The sequence below is a fragment of the Pseudomonas sp. TE6288 genome, from assembly GCF_054062095.1.
Genome location: NZ_JBSSEW010000012.1, coordinates 98,146 through 115,263, shown reverse-complemented (window position 1 = coordinate 115,263; position 17,118 = coordinate 98,146). Strand labels below are relative to the sequence as shown.

General features: G+C 63.4%; 15 protein-coding genes and 1 pseudogene. 12 read left to right on the top strand and 4 right to left on the bottom strand.

The window, feature by feature from the left end; all coding sequences use genetic code 11:
- Positions 1 to 93: 93 nt before the first annotated feature.
- Together ACVWY1_RS14330 and ACVWY1_RS14325 are read left to right on the top strand one after the other, a co-directional pair.
- A pseudogene (locus ACVWY1_RS14330) lies at positions 94 to 375 on the top strand (PAS domain-containing protein); the annotation flags it as partial.
- Positions 376 to 570: 195 nt separating this feature from the next.
- Positions 571 to 1,677 (top strand): methyl-accepting chemotaxis protein, encoded by a 1,107-nt coding sequence (locus tag ACVWY1_RS14325; protein ID WP_373682090.1) that lies wholly within the window; start codon positions 571 to 573, stop codon positions 1,675 to 1,677.
- A gap of 97 nt (positions 1,678 to 1,774) precedes the next feature.
- Here ACVWY1_RS14325 and ACVWY1_RS14320 read toward each other — a convergent pair whose 3' ends face one another.
- The 4 genes from ACVWY1_RS14320 to norR all read right to left on the bottom strand — a co-directional run bounded on the left by ACVWY1_RS14320 (position 1,775) and on the right by norR (position 5,582).
- Positions 1,775 to 2,509: a YkgJ family cysteine cluster protein gene (locus ACVWY1_RS14320; RefSeq protein WP_277502950.1), complete on the bottom strand. Its 735-nt coding sequence runs from the start codon at positions 2,507 to 2,509 to the stop codon at positions 1,775 to 1,777.
- Positions 2,506 to 2,817, bottom strand: coding sequence for a hypothetical protein (locus ACVWY1_RS14315; RefSeq protein WP_198754354.1), 312 nt, complete (start codon positions 2,815 to 2,817; stop codon positions 2,506 to 2,508). Before ACVWY1_RS14315 ends, ACVWY1_RS14320 begins: the two co-directional genes overlap by 4 nt.
- 88 nt (positions 2,818 to 2,905) lie before the next feature.
- Complete coding sequence (locus ACVWY1_RS14310; RefSeq protein ID WP_102682490.1) at positions 2,906 to 3,805, bottom strand: chemotaxis protein; 900 nt, start codon at positions 3,803 to 3,805, stop codon at positions 2,906 to 2,908.
- Positions 3,806 to 4,031: 226 nt separating this feature from the next.
- Positions 4,032 to 5,582 carry a nitric oxide reductase transcriptional regulator NorR gene (norR, locus tag ACVWY1_RS14305; RefSeq protein ID WP_139668718.1) on the bottom strand — a complete coding sequence of 517 codons (1,551 nt, stop codon included), beginning with the start codon at positions 5,580 to 5,582 and terminating at the stop codon, positions 4,032 to 4,034.
- Positions 5,583 to 5,736: 154 nt separating this feature from the next.
- On the opposite strand from norR, the gene hmpA reads away from it, so the two are divergent.
- The 10 genes from hmpA (at position 5,737) to ACVWY1_RS14255 (ending at position 17,004) form a co-directional block, all read left to right on the top strand.
- Positions 5,737 to 6,915, top strand: coding sequence for an NO-inducible flavohemoprotein (hmpA, locus tag ACVWY1_RS14300; RefSeq protein ID WP_102682488.1), 1,179 nt, complete (start codon positions 5,737 to 5,739; stop codon positions 6,913 to 6,915).
- Between the two features lie 519 nt (positions 6,916 to 7,434).
- Positions 7,435 to 7,941 (top strand): disulfide bond formation protein B, encoded by a 507-nt coding sequence (locus ACVWY1_RS14295; RefSeq protein WP_023629873.1) that lies wholly within the window; start codon positions 7,435 to 7,437, stop codon positions 7,939 to 7,941.
- A 560-nt stretch (positions 7,942 to 8,501) separates the two neighbouring features.
- The gene (cyoA, locus tag ACVWY1_RS14290) at positions 8,502 to 9,446 is read left to right on the top strand and encodes a ubiquinol oxidase subunit II (RefSeq protein WP_102682486.1); all 945 of its coding nucleotides are present in this window, start codon (positions 8,502 to 8,504) and stop codon (positions 9,444 to 9,446) included.
- 3 nt (positions 9,447 to 9,449) lie between these two features.
- A complete protein-coding gene (gene cyoB, locus ACVWY1_RS14285; RefSeq protein ID WP_102682485.1) occupies positions 9,450 to 11,471 on the top strand; it encodes a cytochrome o ubiquinol oxidase subunit I in 2,022 nt (673 codons plus the stop codon).
- Positions 11,472 to 11,474: 3 nt separating this feature from the next.
- Positions 11,475 to 12,098: a cytochrome o ubiquinol oxidase subunit III gene (locus ACVWY1_RS14280; protein WP_023629875.1), complete on the top strand. Its 624-nt coding sequence runs from the start codon at positions 11,475 to 11,477 to the stop codon at positions 12,096 to 12,098.
- Complete coding sequence (gene cyoD / locus ACVWY1_RS14275) at positions 12,098 to 12,430, top strand: cytochrome o ubiquinol oxidase subunit IV (RefSeq protein WP_023629876.1); 333 nt, start codon at positions 12,098 to 12,100, stop codon at positions 12,428 to 12,430. Before ACVWY1_RS14280 ends, cyoD begins: the two co-directional genes overlap by 1 nt.
- An 11-nt stretch (positions 12,431 to 12,441) precedes the next feature.
- Positions 12,442 to 13,329, top strand: a complete 888-nt coding sequence (cyoE, locus tag ACVWY1_RS14270) for a heme o synthase (RefSeq protein ID WP_023629877.1) — start codon at positions 12,442 to 12,444, stop codon at positions 13,327 to 13,329.
- A gap of 186 nt (positions 13,330 to 13,515) precedes the next feature.
- Positions 13,516 to 14,508: an isocyanide synthase family protein gene (locus ACVWY1_RS14265; protein ID WP_277502953.1), complete on the top strand. Its 993-nt coding sequence runs from the start codon at positions 13,516 to 13,518 to the stop codon at positions 14,506 to 14,508.
- 11 nt (positions 14,509 to 14,519) lie between these two features.
- On the top strand, positions 14,520 to 15,221 hold the full coding sequence (locus ACVWY1_RS14260) for an HAD family hydrolase (protein ID WP_277502954.1): 702 nt from the start codon (positions 14,520 to 14,522) through the stop codon (positions 15,219 to 15,221).
- Positions 15,222 to 15,243: 22 nt separating this feature from the next.
- Positions 15,244 to 17,004 carry an isocyanide synthase family protein gene (locus tag ACVWY1_RS14255; protein WP_457378423.1) on the top strand — a complete coding sequence of 587 codons (1,761 nt, stop codon included), beginning with the start codon at positions 15,244 to 15,246 and terminating at the stop codon, positions 17,002 to 17,004.
- Positions 17,005 to 17,118: the final 114 nt, after the last annotated feature.

Genomic DNA, 17,118 nt, shown 5'->3' with positions numbered 1-17,118 from the left:
TGCCAATATCCTGCCATGGATCAATGTTACGTCGGCGTTTGCCCCTAGAGTCGTACGCCCTGCCGATCTCCCGTACAACAACGAGTGCCTCCGATGAAGTGCAATATGCCTGTTACCGGTCGCGAAGTGGATTACCCCGGCGACGCCAACATCCTGTCCACCACCGACCTGGACAGCCGCATCACCTATGCTAACGACGATTTCCGGCGGGTCAGCGGTTTCCTGCGCGAGGAGCTGCTGGGCAATCCCCACCACATCGTCCGCCACCCGGACATGCCGCCCCAGGCCTTCGCCCAGATGTGGCAGTCGCTCAAGGCCGGGCGCTCGTGGATGGGGCTGGTGAAGAACCGCTGCAAGAATGGCGATCACTACTGGGTGAGCGCTTTTGTCTCGCCGATCAGCAGCGGCGGGCAGGTGCTGGAGTACCAGTCGGTGCGGACCAAGCCTGGCACTGAACAGGTGGCGGCGGCCGAGCGTGCCTATGCGCGCTTGCGCGAGGGCCGGCGTGGCTGGCGCGAGCGCCTGCCGGTGATCGGGTTGGGCGCCCGCTTGTCGCTGGCGGTCGGCGCCGTGCTGGCGCTGGTGCTGGGCGCCGGGCAGTGGTGGCTGGGGGCACCGTTGCTGGAATCCGTGTTGGAGGTGGCGGCGGCGGTCGGCTTGAGCAGCCTGGCGATCCGGTTGCTGTTACGCCCGTACGAGCGGCTGCGCCGACAGGCCCAGGCGATTGCCGACAACCCACTCAGCCAGCGGCTGTATACCGGCCGGCGCGACGGCCTGGGGCAGATCGAGTTCGCCATGCGCATGCTCAAGGCGCAGCTGGGCGCGGTGGTCGGACGTATCGGCGACACCTCGTCGCGCCTGGCCGGGCATTCGGGCTCCCTGGCCGAGGCACTGCACAGCAGCCACGCCAACAGCCTGGAGCAGCAGAACGAGGCCGACCAGGTGGCCACGGCGATCCAGCAGATGAGCGCCAGCGTCGCCCAGGTAGCCAGCAGCGCGCAGATGGCGGCGATGGCGGCCGACCAGGCGGAAGACGAGACCCAGTCCGGGCATCAGCTGGTCAACCGCAACCGCTGCGCGATCCAGGACCTGGCGGGCTCGCTGGTGGAGGCCAGCGAGGTGATCCAGCAACTGGAAAACCACAGCAGCGAGATTTCCGGGGTGCTTGATGTGATCCGTGGCATTGCCGAGCAGACCAACCTGCTGGCGCTCAACGCCGCCATCGAGGCGGCGCGGGCGGGTGACCAGGGGCGGGGGTTCGCGGTGGTCGCCGACGAGGTGCGTGGCCTGGCCCAGCGCACCGCGCAGTCGACCCACGATATCCAGCGCATGATCGGCGCTCTGCAGGATGGGGCTCGCGCGGCGGTGCAAGTGATGCAGCAGAGCAGCGCGCATGCCGGGCACAGCGTCGAGCAGGCGCAACTGGCCAGCGACGCGCTGGACAGCATCAGCGTGCGGGTCAACCAGATCAACGAGATGAGCCTGCAGATCGCTGCGGCGGTGGAGCAGCAGAGCCAGGTCAGCGAGAACATCAACCGCAACATCAACAGCATCCGCCAGGCCAGTGAGGCGACGGTCAGCGTCGGGCAGCGCAGCCACAGCAGTGCCAGTGACGTGGCGGACCTGGCCAAGGACCTGCGGCGACTGGCGGATGAGTTCTGGCGGCGTTGTCAGTGACTGACTGAGTTGTCTGTGCCGGCCTTATCGCGGGGCAAGCCCGCTCCCACGAAGCACCTTGGTACTTGGCGTGGGCTTGCCCCGCGATTGGATCTATCTAGAAACCGATGAACGCATAGTAGACCGGCGCTTCGCCCGTCACCTGTAGCCGATGTTCCTGCAGACCGGCCGCAAGCGCCTCGTCCTGCACATGCACAGCCCACGGTCCATCGACCGCCCGTGGCGCCTGCTCCAGCACCGAGGCAAACGCCGCCATGTCCGGGAGCCAGGCAGTAAATCCATTGCCCTTCAGAGCGCTGGTGGTCATCCCCAGCGCCTGACAGATCGCCACCTTGGCCGCGATATCGTCGCGGTCGGCCTGGCGTGAGGCCTCGATCAGGGCACGCAGCGCCTCATCCACCGGCAGGCTGCCGTGAATCAGTTCCGGCCCTTGCGTCCAGGCCTCGGGCGGGCAGTCCTTGTTTTCCGGGCGCAGCGGCAGGTGCGGGTTGATCTCCGCCGGGTAGATACGACAGACCAGCGGGCGGCTTTCATAGATACCGCACAGGTCATTGTCATCGAGGTTGCGGCAGCGCCCGGGGTTGAACGCGGCGAAGGTTACCGACACCTGCAACTGCGCGTCACCGCACGGCACCGGGTGTGAACGGCGCAGCACATGCTCGCGCTGGTCGGCCGGCATACCCGGGCCATCGGCGAGAAAACCCTCGATCAGCACCACCACCTGGCCGCCGGAACTCGCCCACTGCCGGGCCTCGGCCAGGGTCAAAGGCACGTGATGACCGGTGCAGCATTTACCACAGCCGGTGCAGGCGAACCGAATGCTGTCGCTCATCGCTTGCCGACTTCCCAGTCGGTGACGAAGGCCTGCTGGCGCTGGCGATCATAGAGGCACAGCTCGGTGCCGATGCGGTTCTGCATGTGTTTCTGCGGGTAGGTGCCCTCGATCAGCAGCGCGCTGTAACCGACCTGGTCGTCGAACTCGGCGGGTTTGCCCAGAGCGTGGGCATCCTTGAACTGGCTTATGGCCAGGCAGGCCTTGAGCATGTGCTGGCGCTGATCGCTCCAGGCTTGCTTGCTCGAAGCGTGGACTGCGCCGCTGGCTAGGGCGCAGAGAATCAGGAACGAATTGAGAAATTTCATACGCGACACCGGCAATGAACCTGCGAGGGGCGCGAATTATGCCCGAACGTTTTCCTTCATCAAGTCAGGAAAATCCTGACTTGATGTGTCAACGCTCCTCGAACACCACCGCCCGCGCCGCCGTTACCAGGCAGTTGGTCAGCTCCGGCGAGGAGAACTTGGTGAGAATGGCATTGGCCCCGGCCAGCTTGGCCTTGTCACCGCTCATCGCGCTGTCCAGCGAGGTGTGCAGCAGGATGTACAGGTGCTGGAAGTCCGGGGTTTCGCGCAAGGTGCGGGTGAAGGCGAAGCCGTCCATCTCGGACATCTCGATGTCCGAGACGATGATGTTGATCTCTCTGTCGGTGCCTTGCAGCTCCAGCAGCACATTGATCGCATCCTTGGCGCTGCGCGCGGTGTGGCACTCGATGCCAAGGTTGCGCAGGGTGTGCACCGACTGCTGCAACGCGACCTGGCTGTCGTCCACCACCAGGATGTTGGCGGCGGCCAGCAGGCTGGCGTCCTCTTCGCTGACTTCCCCCGGGTGCGGTTCGTGGGGCGGCGGGGCGATGCCGTGGATGACCTTTTCGATATCCAGCACCTGCACCAGGGTGTTGTCGACCCGGGTGACGCCGGTAATGAACGAGCGGTTGCCCGAGCCGTAGGGTGGCGGTTTGATGTCGGTGCTCAGGCAATGGACGATGCGGCTCACCGCTTGCACGTGCAGGCCCTGGCGCGAGCGGCTGATCTCGGTGACGATCAGGCAGCCGCCGTCGGGGTCGGCCAGGGGCATTTCGCCGATGGCGCGGGACAGGTCGATCACCGACAGCGAGTTGCCACGCAGGGTGGCGACGCCTTTGACGTGCGGGTGGGACTCCGGCAGTTTGGTCAGCGGCGGGCAGGGGATGATCTCGCTGACCTTGAGCAGGTTGATTGCCATCAGTTTGCCGCTGCGCAGGGTGAACAGCAGCAGGGACAGCGAGTCCGCGCGGGCTTTTTGCGTGGCCATGGACAACCTTCGCTATGAATGAGGGGGAGGATGCCGGGTTATCGGCTTTCTGGCGCCAGGCTTTAGCTTAGTTTGCTATTGGATCTGCAGTGGGGTCGCTTTGCGACCCTTTCGCCGCGGTTCGTCGCCACGACAAGCCGGCTCCCACACTGGCCGCGCTGAGCTCAGCCAAGCGCCATCCCTGTGGGAGCCGGCTTGCTGGCGAATGGGCTGCGAAGCGGCCCCATCAGCGCAGCCCCAAGCGCTTGGCCAACCGGCTCAGGTTGGCCCGATCCAGCCCCAGCTCCCGGGCTGCGGCTGCCCAGTTGTCCTGGTGGCGATCCAGGCACGCTTCGACGATCTGCCGCTGATAATCATCCACCGCCTCACGCAGCCCCCCCTCGGGCAGCGGCGCGTCAGCCGACGGTGCCTCGATTTCTGCCAGCATGCTCGGCGCCACGTTGCGCAGATCGAGGTCAGCCGCTTCCAGGGTGAGGATTTTCGGCCGCCGCCCGTGCTGTCCCAATGCCTTTAGCGCCGAGCGACCGATCAGGTGCTCCAGTTCGCGGACGTTGCCCGGCCAGCCGTACGCCAGCAAGGCGGCCTGGGCGTCAGTGGACAGCCGTAGGCTCCCCAGCCCCAGGCGCGCGCGGTTCTGTTCGAGGAAAAACCCCGCCAGCAACAGCACGTCGCGGCCTCGCTCGCGCAGGGGTGGAACTTGCAGCGGATAGACGCTCAGCCTGTGGTAGAAGTCGGCGCGGAAGTTGCCATTGCGCACCTCTTCGGCCAGGTCGCGGTTGGTCGCGGCGATCAGGCGCACATCGACCTGATGGTCGCGGTCCGAACCCAGGCGTTGCAACTGCCCGCTCTGTAATACCCGCAGCAACTTGGCCTGCACCGCCAGCGGCAGTTCGCCGACCTCGTCGAGGAACAATGTGCCGCCGTTGGCCAGCTCGAACTTGCCGCGGCGTTCACCATGGGCGCCGGTAAAGGCGCCGCGCACATGGCCGAACAATTCACTCTCCACCAAGGTGTCGGGCAGCGCGGCGCAGTTGAGGCTGACCATCGGCTTGCCGGCACGCTGGCTGGCATGGTGCAGGGCCTGGGCCACCAGTTCCTTGCCGACGCCGGTCTCGCCGGTGATCAGCACGGTCAGGTCGCTACCGCCGACCAGGCGGATCTCCTCGACCAGGCGCTTGTGTGCCTTGCTCTGGCCGATCAGTTCGCGGTCCTGGCCGCTGGCCTGGCGATACACCTCGGCGCGCTGGTGTTCATCTTCGGCGCGCAGGGCCAGGTGCTCGATGCGCTCGGCCACGGTTACCGTGGCGGCGGCCAGGCTGGCGAAGGCCTGCAGGGCGTCGAGTTCGAGGCTCTGGAACTGGCCGGCGGTGAGCGCGTCGAGGGTCAGCAGGCCCCACGGGCGTTCGTCGACCATCAGTGGGCAGCCCATGCAGTCGTGCACCTCGAGATCCACATGGGCGGCGTCGACCAGGCCGTCGTAAGGGTCGGGCAGCGGGCTGTCGCTAGGGAAACGGGTGGGCTCGGGGCGGCTGAGCAGGGCCTGGAAGCGCGGGTGCTCGCTGACCCGGAAGCGTCGGCCCAGGGTGTCCGCCGACAAGCCATCCACCGCTAGCGGTACCAGCCATTCGCCGTCCAGGCGCAGCAGCGCCGCGGCATCGCATGGCAGCAGACCGCGCATGGCCTGCAGCAGCCGGCGGTAGCGTTCCTGGTCGGGGAGGTCGCGGGACAAGTCGCTCACCAAGGGGAGGAGGGCAGTGAGCAGGGGCTTTGCAGTCATATGGACTCCTGTTGGTCGGAATGACTATACGCCTGAGTGTGTCCTTTTGACATCGATCAATGAAAACCCCCGGTTTTACTGACGATCAAAGTTGGCACGATTGCTGAAATGGTCTACGCAACCATTCGAAGCCACAGGCTCAGGAGTTGTCGTAATGCTCAATGCCGAACAACGTGCAATCATCAAAGCCACCGTGCCCCTGCTGGAAAGCGGTGGCGAGGCCCTGACCACCCACTTCTACAAGATGATGCTCAGCGAGTACCCCGAAGTACGTCCGCTGTTCAACCAGGCCCACCAGGCCAGCGGCGACCAGCCGCGTGCCCTGGCCAACGGCGTGCTGATGTACGCCCGGCATATCGACCAGCTCGAGCAGTTGGGCGGCCTGGTAGGCCAGATCATCAACAAGCACGTCGCCCTGCAGATTCTCCCTGAACACTACCCGATCGTCGGCAGCTGCCTGCTGCGCGCCATCGAGGAAGTGCTGGGCAAGGAGATCGCCACGGCCGAGGTGATCGCTGCCTGGGCGGCGGCCTATGGCCAGCTTGCCGATATCCTCATCGGCGCCGAGGAGAACCTGTACAAGCAGAAGGAAGAGGCTGCCGGCGGCTGGCGCGGCACCCGCGAATTCCGCCTGGTGCGCCGCGAGCAGGAAAGCCGCGAAATCGTCTCGTTCTACTTCGCGCCGGTCGATGGCAAGCCGGTGCTCAAGGCCGAGCCGGGCCAGTACATCGGCCTGAAGCTGGAAATCGATGGCCAGGAGCAGCGTCGCAACTATTCGCTGTCGGCCCTGTGCGACGGTGAGCAGTACCGCATCAGCGTCAAACGCGAGGCGGGCGGCAAGGTCTCCAACTACCTGCATGATGGCTTGATGGTCGGCGATACCCTGCAACTGTTCCCGCCTTCCGGTGACTTCACCCTGGTCGCCAGCGACAAGCCGCTGGTGCTGATCAGCGGCGGTGTGGGTATCACCCCGACCCTGGCCATGCTTGAGGCGGCCCTCGAGACCGAACGCCCGGTGCACTTCATCCATTGCGCACGCAACGGCGCGGTGCATGCCTTCCGCGACTGGATCGATGGCCTGGCGGCGCGTCACCCGCAACTCAAGCGCTTCTACTGCTACGCCGAGGAGGATGGCAGCCAGGCTGCCGACGCAGTGGGCCTGCTGGACCAGGACCTGCTGGCCGAATGGCTGCCGCGTGAGCGCGATATCGACGCCTACTTCCTCGGACCCAAGGGCTTCATGGCGGCGATCAAGCGTCAGCTCAAGGGCTTGGGTGTGCCGGAAGGGCAGAGCCGCTATGAGTTCTTCGGGCCGGCTGCGGCTTTGGAGTGAAGCGCTGAGCCCATCGCGGGGCAAGCCCGCTCCCACGAAGCCGAGGATGGCGGCGTGGGAGCGGGCTTGCCCTGCGATGGACTTCATCCCAATCGCTGCGGTTCGGCGTTCTGTCGGGCCGCCAGCACAAGGATGCTCCCGGCCGTGGGTAATCGAGAACGAAGCGGACGATGACATTCGACGCTGTCGGCCTGGCCGAGCGCCGAACCGCAGCGATTGGGCCTAACCGATCTTCTATATAAGGAAGCGGTGAACGCGGTTACACCCGCTTTCATCTTTAATCCTCCTTTAATCACTGTATCCTTCACTTCCTGGTGTCGAGGGGCCTGCTCCTGCCCGGCACCGGGCTGGCGCATTTTTCACGCGCGTCAGTGAACCGAAACCGACCCGCTCGGTCCTAGGTCATCAGTGGATAGCCGCGCACGCCCCCGCTCGATGCATTCAAAGGTCATCTCCAGCGTGTAGACTGGGCGCCCCTCGGGCAGCCCGCGCTGCCACTCTCCATCGAAGGAATCGGCAATGAACGAACTCTCATCGCGCCTGAATCGGGAACGGCGCTTTCTGGTGCTCCTCGGCGTGATCTGTCTGGCGCTGATCGGCGGCGCCCTGTACATGCAGGTGGTGCTGGGCGAGGCGCCCTGCCCGCTGTGCATCCTGCAGCGCTATGCCTTGCTGTTCATCGCGATCTTCGCCTTCATCGCCGCCGCCATGCCCGGGCGCCGTAGCCTGACGTTCTTCGAGGCGCTGGTGGTGCTCAGCGCCATCGGTGGCATCGTTGCCGCCGGCAATCATGTGTATATACTCGCCAACCCGATGGTCAGCTGCGGTATCGACACCTTGCAGCCCATCGTCGACGACCTGCCGCTGGCCAAGCTCTGGCCGCTGGCGTTCCAGGTCGATGGGTTCTGTTCCACGCCCTACCCACCGATCCTTGGCCTGTCCCTCGCGCAATGGGCGCTGGTGGCGTTCGTGCTGACGGCGGTCCTGGTGCCCCTGGGCATCTATCGAAACCGTCGCCGCGCTTAGACCAAAGTCCCGAATTGACCTGGGTCTATTGCGCGGCGAGATAAGCTGCAAATGGCCCCCGATGATTGATCCAGGTCAGCCACCAGCCCTTGCGCGACAAGGGTTTCAGGGCTACTGCGCGGGGTGCGACAAACTGTCGCGAAGTTGATTTTTTGACCAGTATTGTTACGCATTCTGTAAAAGACTGTTGCTCAATAAGTCATAGTCATCGTGGGGCGACCTATCTACAATCGCCCCCAATTTCCGTTCGGCACTGCTTGCGAGTCGCAGGATTGATGGGAGCCGCAGCGCTTTCCATTTGCTGACTTCGACAAGTTTCGCCCAACGGCGATACCGGGCGGACACCCCTCCGCGTTTTCCCGCACCAAATGGACTTGGTCTGAAGTACAGGCCTGTTGCCTACGAAACCATAAGCACCGCCAACCCGCTTGACGCCAAGATCCAGCAGTCGGATCCCTGGCAGGGGCGAGTACGGGCGCCAATTGCCGCACTTGGCAGGACGAAGTGTTGGCTACCAAAACACAAATTGCATTGAAGCAAGCTGATCTAGAGGTCGTGAGATGAGTAAAAAGCGTTACCCCAGACTGTTTGGCATATTGCCCTTTTTAGGCATGCTTTTACTCAGTGGGTGCAACTGGACCCTGCTCGATCCGAAGGGCCAGGTCGGCATTGAGCAGAAGAACCTGATCCTGATCGCCACCGGCCTGATGCTGCTGGTGGTCGTGCCCGTGATCATCATGACCCTGGCGTTCGCCTGGAAGTATCGCGCGTCCAACAAGGCCGCCACCTACACCCCCGACTGGTCGCATTCGACCAAGATCGAGGCCGCGGTGTGGATCATCCCGATCCTGATCATCATCGCCCTGGGTTACTTCACCTACCACTCCACCCACAAGCTGGACCCGTACCGTCCACTGGATTCCGATGTGAAGCCGGTGCAGATCGACGTGGTCGCGCTGGACTGGAAATGGCTGTTCATCTACCCGGAACAGGGCATCGCCACGGTCAACAAGATCGTCTTCCCGGCCAACACCCCGGTCAACTTCCGCGTGACCTCCGACGCCGTGATGAACTCCTTCTTCATCCCGGGCCTGGGTGGCCAGATCTACGCCATGGCTGGCATGACCACCAAACTGCACCTGATCGCCAACGAGAACGGTGAGTTCGACGGTATCTCCGCCAACTACAGCGGCGCCGGCTTCACCGGTATGAAATTCAAGGCAACCGCCACTTCGCAAGCCGACTTCGATGCATGGGTCGCTGAAGTGAAGGCTTCGCCGAAGAAACTGGACCAGGCCGAATACGACGCCTTGGCCAAAGCAAGCGAAAACAACCCAGTCGCGCTGTACAGCGAGGCTCCGGCTGACCAGTTCCAGCGCATCGTCGACAAGTACGAAGGCATGAACCGCGGTCGTCCGAACCACGAAGAAGCAGGCAGCAAAGACCTGGCCACTACCAAGGGTGTGGAATCGAGTATGCAACCAGCTGCCGGTGCAGAGGAGTAAGAGATGTTCGGTAAATTAACTCTGGAGGCGATACCGTATCACGAGCCGATAGTCATGGTGACGCTTGCCATGATCGCGCTCGGTGGTCTCGCTGTCGTTGGTGCCATCACCTATTTCCGCAAGTGGACCTACTTGTGGACCGAGTGGCTGACCACGGTCGACCACAAGAAAATCGGCGTGATGTACATCATCGTCGCTATGGTCATGCTGCTGCGCGGCTTCGCCGACGCGATCATGATGCGTACCCAGCTGGCCGCCGCCACCGGTGGCTCCGAAGGCTACCTGCCGCCTGAACACTATGACCAGATCTTCACCGCCCACGGTGTGATCATGATCATCTTCATGGCGATGCCGTTCTTCACCGGCCTGATGAACCTTGCGGTTCCTCTGCAGATCGGTGCACGTGACGTTGCCTTCCCGTTCCTGAACTCCCTGAGCTTCTACCTGCTGCTGGCAGGCGTGCTGCTGGTCAACATTTCGCTGGGTGTGGGTGAATTCGCCAAGACCGGCTGGGTTGCCTATCCGCCGCTCGCGGGTATCCAGTACAGCCCTGGGGTGGGTGTCGACTACTACATCTGGGCGCTACAGCTATCAGGTCTGGGTACGACGCTTACCGGCGTGAACTTCCTCGTCACCGTGATGAAGATGCGCGCCCCTGGCATGAAGCTGATGGACATGCCGATCTTCACCTGGACCTGCACCTGGGCCAACGTGCTGATCGTCGCTTCGTTCCCGATCCTGACCGCCGCACTCGCACTGCTGACTGTTGACCGTTATCTGGACTTCCACATTTTCACCAACGAGCTTGGTGGGAACCCGATGATGTACGTCAACCTGTTCTGGGCGTGGGGTCACCCTGAGGTCTACATCCTGATCCTGCCGGCCTTCGGCGTGTTCTCGGAAGTTACCTCGACCTTCGCAGGCAAGCGCCTGTTCGGTCACCACTCGATGATCTACGCATCGGGCGCGATCGCCATCCTCGGCTTTGCGGTCTGGCTGCACCACTTCTTCACCATGGGTGCCGGCGCCAGCGTCAACACCTTCTTCGGCCTGGCGACGATGCTGATCTCCATTCCGACCGGTGTGAAGCTGTTCAACTGGCTGTTCACCATCTACCAGGGCCGTCTGCGCTTCACCGCGCCGATCATGTGGACCTTGGGCTTCATGGTCACCTTCTCCATCGGTGGCATGACCGGCGTTCTGCTGGCTGTTCCAGGTGCCGACTTCGTTCTGCACAACAGCCTGTTCGTGATCGCCCACTTCCACAACGTGATCATCGGTGGCGCGGTATTCGGCTACATCGCCGGCTTCGCCTTCTGGTTCCCGAAAGCCTTCGGTTTCACCCTGAACGAGAAGTGGGGCAAGGCTGCCTTCTGGTTCTGGATCTCCGGCTTCTACGTAGCGTTCATGCCGCTGTACGCCCTGGGCTTCATGGGCATGACCCGTCGTCTGAACCACTCCGACAACCCGCTGTGGGAACCCTACCTGTACGTAGCCGTGGTCGGCGCCGTGCTGATCCTGTTCGGTATCGCCTGCCAGCTGATCCAGATCTACGTCTCGGTTCGCGATCGCAAGGACAACATGGACGTCACCGGCGACCCATGGGGCGGCCGTACCCTGGAATGGTCGACTTCGTCGCCACCTCCGTTCTACAACTTCGCCCACATGCCTGAGCACGTTGGCCTGGACGCCTGGCACGAAGCCAAGCAAGCCGGCGCTGCATACAAGGCTCCGGCCAAGTACGAAGCGATCCACATGCCGAGCAACACCTCCACCGGTCTGTTCATGGGTCTGTTGCTGACCGTGTTCGGCTTCGCCTTCATCTGGCACATCTGGTGGCTGGTGGGTGCGAGCCTGGTTGCGACCATCGCTGTCTTCGTTCGCCACGCCGCGCGTGACGACCAGGGCTACATGGTGCCGGCCGAAGAAGTGGCGCGCATCGAAGGCGAGCGCATGAAAGCGCTGGCCAACGCTGGTGCACTGCCTGCCGGCGGCGCACGTGTCGAATCGTTTGAACGGGTGTAATCAATGTCCAGTCAAGTAATCCACGGTGGCGCGCATGGTCATGACCATGCGCACGATGACCACCACCACGACTCGGGCCAGATGACCGTACTCGGTTTCTGGCTGTACCTGATGACCGACTGCATCCTGTTTGCGTCGCTCTTCGCCACCTACGCGGTGCTGTCCGGCGGTTTCGCCGGCGGCCCGTCGGGTCACGACATCTTCCAGCTCGACTTCGTGCTGGTCGAAACCGCGTTCCTGCTGCTGTCCTCGATCACCTTCGGCTTCGCCATGCTGAAGATGTTCGCCGGCAACAAGGCAGGTGTACTGGGCTGGTTGGCTGTGACCTTCCTGTTCGGTGCAGGCTTCATCGCGATGGAAATCTATGAGTTCCATCACCTGATCGCCGAAGGCTACGGCCCGCAGCGCAGTGGCTTCCTGTCGGCGTTCTTCGCGCTGGTCGGTACCCACGGCCTGCACGTGACCGCCGGTCTGATCTGGATGGCAATCATGATGTACCAGATCAACAAGCACGGCATCACGCCGACCGCCAAGACCCGCATGAGCTGCCTGAGCCTGTTCTGGCACTTCCTGGACGTGGTCTGGATCTGCGTGTTCACCGTCGTCTACCTGCTGGGGGTTCTGTAATGGCTAGCGCACACGACACTCATCACGAAGGCAATCACGGTAGCGTGAAGTCCTACATGATCGGCTTTGTACTGTCGATCATCCTGACCGCGATCCCGTTCGGCCTGGTGATGTACCCAAGCCTGCCGAAGAACCTGACCGTCCTGATCGTGGTGGCCATGGCCGTCATCCAGGTGGTGGTGCACCTCGTGTACTTCCTGCACATGGACCGCTCGAAAGAGCAGCGCTCCAACGTGTCGACGTTCCTGTTCACCGTTCTGGTAATTGCACTGCTGGTCGGCCTGTCGCTGTGGATCATGTTCAGCATCCACTTCGAAATGCTGGCCAAGTGAGGTAAGACTGCATGTCCGTGAAGCACTTTATCCAAATCACCAAACCGGGGATCATTTTCGGTAACGTGCTTTCCGTGGCAGGCGGTTTCTTCCTTGCCGCCAAGGGGCATGTGGATTTCGCCCTGTTCCTGGCGGTGGTGATCGGTACGTCCCTGGTGGTCGCGTCCGGATGCGTGTTCAACAACTGCATCGACCGTGACATCGACCACAAGATGGAGCGCACCAAGAACCGCGTCATGGTCCAGGGCGGCATGTCGCTGCCCCTGGCGCTGATCTACGCCACCCTGCTCGGGGTGGCGGGTTTCAGCTTGCTGTATGTCCAGGCCAACCCGCTGTCGGCGTTCTGCGCCCTGGTTGGCTTCGTGGTCTACGTCGGCTTCTACAGCCTGTGGCTCAAGCGCAAATCGGTGCACGGCACCCTGGTCGGCAGCCTGTCCGGTGCCATGCCTCCGGTGATCGGCTACTGCGCCGTGAGCAACAGCTTCGACCTGGCCGCGTTCACGCTGCTGGTGATGTTCAGCCTGTGGCAGATGCCGCACAGCTTTGCCATCGCCATCTTCCGCTTCAAGGACTACAGCGCCGCCAACATCCCGGTCCTGCCGGTGGCGCGCGGTATCCTCGCGGCGAAGAAGCAGATCGTGCTGTACGTGCTGGCCTTTGTGCTCGCCACCCTGATGCTGACCCTCGGCGGCTATGCCGGCCTGGGTTATCTCGCCGTGGCGGCCGCCATGGGCCTGTACTGGCTGTACATGGCCTGGGGCGGCTACAAGGCCGAGGACGACAGCAAGTGGGCGCGCAAGGTGTTTGGCTTCTCCATCCTCACCGTCACTGCCCTGAGCGTGATGATGGGCGTGGACAGCCAGACCGCGGCCGACGTGCTGATGACCTACGCACGCTGAAACACCGCTGCTGCACAAGACGCCCCGGCTTGCCGGGGCGTTTTTTTTGTCTCGGAAAATTCATTCGAAGGGCAGTTGACAGCGCCATGTCCTTTGCCGGATGTTATGCGCCGCAGGTCAGGATGACCTGTAGGCCAAGGTAGGCCACGATCCATTCGGATCGATCCACATGACAAGGACTGTTCCATGACCGAATCGAGCTCCGCTCCTTCGGCGTGCGCGGCTTCGCTGCGCCAACGCCATGCCTCTGCCAGTACCGCTACCGCGCTGGCCATCCTCGAATGCCTGTTTCGTCGACGCAGCCTGGCCCCCGGGCAGGATGACGCGCTGGACGATGCCGTGCTCGCCCCGCACCTGCCCAAGGTGCTGCAGGCCGTCGAGCGCGGGCTGCCGGTGGAGATGGTCCTCCCGGCCTTCCCCGGCAAGTCGCCCAACCGCCAGAAGACCCTCGGCCCGCTCCCGGACCTGGCAGAGCACCATGCCATCGACGAGCTGAATCGCCTGGCTGAGGAAATCCGCGCATTGCATGCCCCCGGTGCGGTCATTCACATCTGCTCGGACGGCTATGTCTTCGCCGACCTGGTGCGGGTGCCCGATGCCCATGTCCAGGCCTACACCGACGATATCCAGCGCTATGCCGGCCAGCACTATCCCGGCCGTTTCACCTTGTTCGACCTCAAGGATGCCTATCCGCAACTGGGCTGCCTGGACTCCATGCGCGAAGAGCTGATGATCGAGCATGGCCAGTCGCTGCGCGCCCTGCAGCAGCGCTTCGAGGACGAGGAGCACATGCGCTTGATGTACTGCGGCATCCATCGTTTCCTCGCCGAGGACTACGCCGGGCTGGTGGAGTTCGAAGGCATGAGCATGAACGCGGTGAAGAAGGCGGCCAAGCCCGCCTCCCAGCGGGTGATCCAGCGTAGCGAGGCCTGGAGTACGTTGCTGCAAGCGCGCTATCCGCATTGCCTGCGCCTGTCGATCCACCCGCAGTTGGCGGTATCGAGCAAGATCGGCATCCGCCTGGTGCCGACCAGCGACCTGTGGCGCACCCCCTGGCATTCGGTGGCGATCAAGCGCCGTGGCGTGGTGACCCTCGACCGACGCAGCAATGTCGATGAGCGTTACAGCCGGCTGGTATTCCGCCGTGGCCGGCCTTGCCACTACGCCAGCGCGCAGTGAGGGTGGCGCCAATGGACATACGCGCGGTTCTGTTCGACCTGGACGGCACCTTGGTCGATACCCTGCCTGATATTGCCTGGTGCCTGAATCATGTGCTGATTCTGCACGGGCTGCGCGCGCTGCAGCCGGATGAGGTCCGCGGCATGATCGGTGGCGGTGTGTCGGCGATGCTCGAGCGGGCCGCGGTAGGCCTCGACGCCGAGCAACGCCAACGCCTGCATGACGACTACAGCAGCTGTTATCACGACAACCTGGTCCAGCGTTCCCGAGCGTTCCCCGGTTGTGTCGACCTGATCGAGACGATTGCCGGCAAAGGGTTGCCCATGGCCGTCGTTACCAACAAAGCCCACCCGCTCGCCGAGCGTGTCGTGCAAGGGCTGCTGCCCGCGCAGCGATTTGGCGCGGTGCTGGGCCATCGTCCCGGCGAGCGGCTCAAGCCGGCACCGGACATCGCGCTGCAGGCCGCTAAACGGCTGGGCATCGACCCAGGCCACTGCCTGTTCGTCGGCGATACCCCCATCGACCTGTTGACCGCCAAGGCCGCCGGCATGCCCGCTGCCGCCGTCGGTTGGGGCTACGGGGTGTGGCAAGCCTTGCTCGAGCAGCGGCCGCAGTTCCATTGCCAACAGCCCTTGCACTTGCTCCGGGCCCTGGGCCCGGAGCAAGTGCTCCACCGTGCAAGCCAATCCGCAACGCCAATCGGTTCGCTGTAGCCGTTCTCAAGGAAGACACGACATGCAAGACAAAGACAGCTGGATGGAAGCCGTCGGCCAGGTGCTGGACGGTTACCTGCTCAAGGCGCAAGGCGACCGCTTCGACCAAGCGGGCAGGGCGCACCTGGCCCGCGACCTGGCGCGCTGCTTCGACAGCGGCGAGCCACTGCGCATGGTGTTGCCGGGTTTCCCGTGCAAGTCGCCGAATGATCACGACAAGACCTTTGGCGTGCTGCCCGATCATGGCGAGGTGATCGCCATCGAGCGCCTCGACCGCCTCGCCCAGGAACTCGCCGAGCTCCACGCCCCTGGCTGCGAGATCGCAATCCTCAGCGACGGTACCACCTTCAACGATATCGTCGGCGTGCCGGACGACGTGCGCCGCGCCTACAACCAGGCGCTGCGCACCCTGTGCACGACCCATTGCATCCGCTGGGTGAGCATGGAAGACCTGTTCCCCCAGGCCAGCAGTGCCGAGGCCCTGCGCGCCACCCTGATCAAGCAGGCCCGCCTGCCGTGGAAGAACGTCGAAGCGCTGATCGAGCAGTGCCAGCACGACGAGGCCCTGGGCCGGACCCACGACAAGTTGTGCAGCCACCTCTACAACGACCTGCGCCTATGCCGTCAGGCCGGGCAGGACGAAGACGAGCACCTGCGCCAGATCAGCTACAAGGCCTACCAGATGATGCTGCGCGGCCAGGCCTTGAATGCGGCGGTCGAGCGGTTTTTCCCCGGGCACGTGCGCTTGTCGGTGCACCAGTACGACAACGCCGGCCCCAAGTTCACCGTAGCCCTGGCCGAGGGGCTCGATCATGTAGCCAGCCCCTGGCATGCAGTGCCGGTGCGCCAGCTGGACGGTCGCCAGACCCTGCGCAGCCGCGCGCAGATCGACCCCGCGCGGCATGTGCTGGTGACCTGGCAGGGGCAGCCCTGGCTGTTCCATGAAACAGCGGGCGAGGCGCTTGAGGGCTTCAACTTCACATTGCAGAAGCTCCCCTTGTTCGGGTTGCTGGTCAGCGACCCGCTGGGGCTGGGTTTCCAGCGACTGTCCACCGAGACCTTGCAGGCACTGGTGCGCAGTTTCGGTTTTGTCTGCCTCAGAGGCTGTGAATTCACCGACCAGCAGGCATTCGCCGCCGACTGCGAGCGTTTCGGCACCATCTACCGTTGGTCCTTTGGTGAGGTACATGTGGTCAAGCCGGCCGACCAGCCCCAAGGCGTGGTGCATTCACTGGAGAAGACGCCCTTGCACTGGGACCTCAACATGCTGCCCGACAGCGATCCGCTGGTGCAGCGCGATCCCAAGTTCTGTGCCCACACCTTCATGTTGTATTGCAGGACGCCGCCGCAGCCGGGGGAAGGGCAGACCACCGTCGTCGACAGCCGCAACGCCTTGCGCAAGGTGGGCCTGCGCACCGCCCGCCAGTGGCAGGGCATCGATTTGACCTACTACACGCGCATGACCTATTTCGGTGGTTCGCCGCGCAGCTACTCGCTGGTCGACCTCGATCCGCGCAGCGGCGAGCGGGTACTGCGCTATCAGGAGGGCTGCCAGTCGTCGTTGCAGACCCTCGAACAGCAGGTGCAGGGGCACGACGAAGCCTTCCAGCAGGCATTGATCAGCCAGCTCGACGAACTGGTCTACGACCCCGAATGCCTGATTGCCCATGAGTGGCAGGCGGGTGACCTGGTGCTGATCGACAACTACCAGACCTTGCATGGGCGGCTGCCGATGAGCGCGGCCTCGGCCGCGCGCGAACTATGGCGGGTGCAGGTCTACTGAGCCCTTTGACGGCGATGCTTGCCGGTGTTCAGGCAAGCATCGCCTGCTAGAGGGTGGTTCTGTAATTACGATTTTTTCAAAGAAAGCGTCTGAAAAAATCTAATAAAACAGGAA

Bases quoted from the DNA above. Each gene is read 5' to 3' on its own strand.
- ACVWY1_RS14320 (WP_277502950.1), bottom strand. From the start codon at position 2,509: ATGAGCGACAGCATTCGGTTCGCCTGCACCGGCTGTGGTAAATGCTGC.
- ACVWY1_RS14315 (WP_198754354.1), bottom strand. From the start codon at position 2,817: ATGAAATTTCTCAATTCGTTCCTGATTCTCTGCGCCCTAGCCAGCGGC.
- ACVWY1_RS14310 (WP_102682490.1), bottom strand. From the start codon at position 3,805: ATGGCCACGCAAAAAGCCCGCGCGGACTCGCTGTCCCTGCTGCTGTTC.
- norR (WP_139668718.1), bottom strand. From the start codon at position 5,582: ATGACTGCAAAGCCCCTGCTCACTGCCCTCCTCCCCTTGGTGAGCGAC.
- hmpA (WP_102682488.1), top strand. From the start codon at position 5,737: ATGCTCAATGCCGAACAACGTGCAATCATCAAAGCCACCGTGCCCCTG.
- ACVWY1_RS14295 (WP_023629873.1), top strand. From the start codon at position 7,435: ATGAACGAACTCTCATCGCGCCTGAATCGGGAACGGCGCTTTCTGGTG.
- cyoA (WP_102682486.1), top strand. From the start codon at position 8,502: ATGAGTAAAAAGCGTTACCCCAGACTGTTTGGCATATTGCCCTTTTTA.
- cyoB (WP_102682485.1), top strand. From the start codon at position 9,450: ATGTTCGGTAAATTAACTCTGGAGGCGATACCGTATCACGAGCCGATA.
- ACVWY1_RS14280 (WP_023629875.1), top strand. From the start codon at position 11,475: ATGTCCAGTCAAGTAATCCACGGTGGCGCGCATGGTCATGACCATGCG.
- cyoD (WP_023629876.1), top strand. From the start codon at position 12,098: ATGGCTAGCGCACACGACACTCATCACGAAGGCAATCACGGTAGCGTG.
- cyoE (WP_023629877.1), top strand. From the start codon at position 12,442: ATGTCCGTGAAGCACTTTATCCAAATCACCAAACCGGGGATCATTTTC.
- ACVWY1_RS14265 (WP_277502953.1), top strand. From the start codon at position 13,516: ATGACCGAATCGAGCTCCGCTCCTTCGGCGTGCGCGGCTTCGCTGCGC.
- ACVWY1_RS14260 (WP_277502954.1), top strand. From the start codon at position 14,520: ATGGACATACGCGCGGTTCTGTTCGACCTGGACGGCACCTTGGTCGAT.
- ACVWY1_RS14255 (WP_457378423.1), top strand. From the start codon at position 15,244: ATGCAAGACAAAGACAGCTGGATGGAAGCCGTCGGCCAGGTGCTGGAC.